Source organism: Mesorhizobium sp. M1A.F.Ca.ET.072.01.1.1 (genome assembly GCF_004023325.1).
In the GTDB taxonomy this organism is placed as follows: Bacteria; Pseudomonadota; Alphaproteobacteria; order Rhizobiales; family Rhizobiaceae; genus Mesorhizobium.
In genome coordinates this window covers 1-2,570 of sequence record NZ_RZSF01000558.1, presented here as the reverse complement: position 1 = coordinate 2,570, position 2,570 = coordinate 1, and the positions used below count along the sequence as shown (strand labels likewise).

The following is a 2,570-nucleotide window of genomic DNA, read 5'->3' as shown; positions in this document are numbered from 1 at the left end:
TCGCCTGCAGGGTGTGGATGTGGATCGAGGCCGGCTGCGCTGCGGCGATCGCCAGCGCGCGTGGCGGCGGCGTGAAGCGCCAGCCGGCGGCGACGCCGAAGATGGCAAGCACGATCAGCGTCTCGATGCCGATCGAACGCACCAGCCGCCGCTGCACTTCCGTGTCGCCCGTTTCGGCCGGCGCGGTCAGCGTCCATCGGTTTACGGAGGCAAGGGTGAACAGGAACAAAAGCAGGGCCAGTTTCAGCAGCAGCAGGCGGCCATAGGCGGTGTTGATGAGCGCTGCCGGTTCGCGCACTTGGATGATCGCCAGCACGATGCCGCTTATCGCAAGCACGGCAACCACGGGCAGGATCGCGCGCGAAAACCGGCGCAAGAAGATTTTGGCCTCCGCCGGCTGATAGCGCAACGCAAGGCCGAGCGGCGCGAGCGCGCCGCTCCAGAAGGCGATGGCTGTGCCATGCAGGAAAACGAGCGGCCGCGTCAGCCATTGCGGCTCGGCGGCGCTGGCGTGGCCGCTTGCCGCAAGCGCCGTGCCCACACCGACGAGCCCGGCGAGCGCAAGCAGCTTGCCAAGAGCGCGCGGTCCGGCGAGGGACAGCAAGGCAAGGCCGAGTGCAATCAGGGCGGCAAGCACCGTCCAGCCGAAGCTGGTGGCAAGCGCGGTCTCCCACACGGTGGGCGCCGCAAACCGGGCGAGCGGCGCGCCGAGCGCGTCCAACCCCTGAAATCCGAGCGAGAACGGGGCGGCGGCCAGTCCGCACAGAAGAGCGCCGATAACGAAACCCTGGCCGCAGCGACAGTCTCCAGCGAGCCAGGCGAGCGCGAAGGCGCCGCCGGCGCCGAGGAACAGCCCGGCATAGAGAAGGAGCTTACCGATCCAGATTGCCGTGCGCAGCGACAAATCGACGGCGTCGCCCGCTACCGGCGCAGCACTTGGCGCGCCGACGGAAAACAGCGCCGAGCCGCCGACCGGATGGCCGTCCTCCGAAATCACCCGCCAGCTCAGCACATGCGTGCCGGATTTGAGCGTCTCCGGATTATCGATCTCGACGGTCTGATCGTTGAGCCGGAAGGAGGTCAGCGAAAGTTGCGTGCCGTCCGGCCGCACCAGAGTGAGCACCAGGGGCGAAACCGGCTCGCTGAAGGTCAGCGAGAACCGCGCGGGACTCTGCGACAGCACCGCACCATCGGGCGGATCGGTCGCGACCAAGGCCGCATGCGCGAGGGCGCGGCCGGGTAGCACCAGCAGCAGCACGAGTACGAAAGCCGCGAACAGGCCGCTGGCGACTGGCCCGATGCGCATGCCCGTCAGGCGGATTGGGAAAGTTGCTGCTGCGTTCATGCGGTCTTTCGAGAAGGGACGGCGCGCCCGAATGGGACGCGCCATCGAGAGATCATTTCTTCGGCAGCAATTTGATGCCGGGCGCCGGATTTTCCAGTGCATCCTCATCCTGTCCCGCCGCCGGAATCTCGATCCAGCGATCGGCGGCATCGCCGCATTCCTGGACCACCGGGAAATAGAGCATCTGGCCGGCCGGAAGATCGGCGGCGAGCGAAGCACGGAAAATGAACTCGTCATAGAATTCGTCCGGCAGGTTGCCGCCGCTCCAGTCGACTTCCTTGACGCCGGTGGTCAGCGTCTCGCCATAGAGCTGGTAGGATTTCTCGTATCGGCCTTTCTTGGTCTGCAGCGTCCAGCCGGGCTTTGGCATCGGCTTGACCGAAATGACGCCTTCCGGAATCTGCACGCGCACCGCGGTCGTCGCCTTGCCCTCGCAGCCATGCGGCACGCGCAGCACGGCCTTATAGGTCGAGCCGACGGCCGCTTCCTGAGTTTCGAGCGTGATGTGCGCAAGCGCGGCGTTTGTTCCGAGCGCCAGAACCGCGCCCACCGCCAAAAGATACTTCTTCATGAATTGTCCCTCTAATTTCGAAATGATCACTCGGCGTGATCGTCCATGCCGCCCGTCTCGCCCATGCCCTCGACGGCGAACTCGACTTTGACGCTGCCGGCCTTCTCGAAGGTCAGCGTGGCCGGGAATTTCTCGCCCTGCTTGGGCTGTCGCTTCAGGCCGATGAACATCAGGTGATAGCCACCCGGCTTCAGTGCGACCTTGCCGCCGGCCGGGATCACGAGCCCGCCGCTCACCGGCCGCATCGTCATGACGCCGTCCTTGACACTCATCTCATGCAATTCGGCCTTGTCGGAGATGTCGGAGGAAATCGACAGCAGCCGGTCGGGCGAGCCGCCCTTGTTGGTGACGGTGAAATAGCCGCCGGCCACCTTGGCGCCCGGCGGCGTTGCGCGCGACCACGGGTGCCCGACCTCCAGGTCACCGGCCTTGAATTCATGCGCCTGGGCGCCGGGAACGCATGCGAACAGGAGAAGAGCGAACACGGCAAGGCCGAGCCGTTCGAAACCGCGCGGACGAGCTTGCGCTCGCGCGGCGGGAAGAAGATTGGACATGGGTTGCTCCATGAGTATGAGATCGCGCCGTGATCCGGCCGCGAGCAGTCTGATCTTGGATGAATGCGCCCGCGAAAGGTTTCGCGGGTTTTTGTCAGAC

The 2,570-nt window shown here is 65.7% G+C and carries 3 protein-coding genes; all 3 read right to left on the bottom strand.

Annotated elements, in window-relative coordinates; all coding sequences use genetic code 11:
* A partial coding sequence (locus EOA32_RS36205) for a copper resistance CopC/CopD family protein (RefSeq protein WP_128374228.1) occupies window positions 1–1,345 on the bottom strand: 1,345 nt, incomplete at its 3' end.
* 52 nt (window positions 1,346–1,397) lie between these two features.
* Window positions 1,398–1,916 carry a YcnI family protein gene (locus tag EOA32_RS36200; RefSeq protein ID WP_095780096.1) on the bottom strand — a complete coding sequence of 173 codons (519 nt, stop codon included), beginning with the start codon at window positions 1,914–1,916 and terminating at the stop codon, window positions 1,398–1,400.
* 26 nt (window positions 1,917–1,942) lie between these two features.
* Window positions 1,943–2,470: a copper chaperone PCu(A)C gene (locus EOA32_RS36195; protein WP_095783553.1), complete on the bottom strand. Its 528-nt coding sequence runs from the start codon at window positions 2,468–2,470 to the stop codon at window positions 1,943–1,945.
* Window positions 2,471–2,570: the final 100 nt, after the last annotated feature.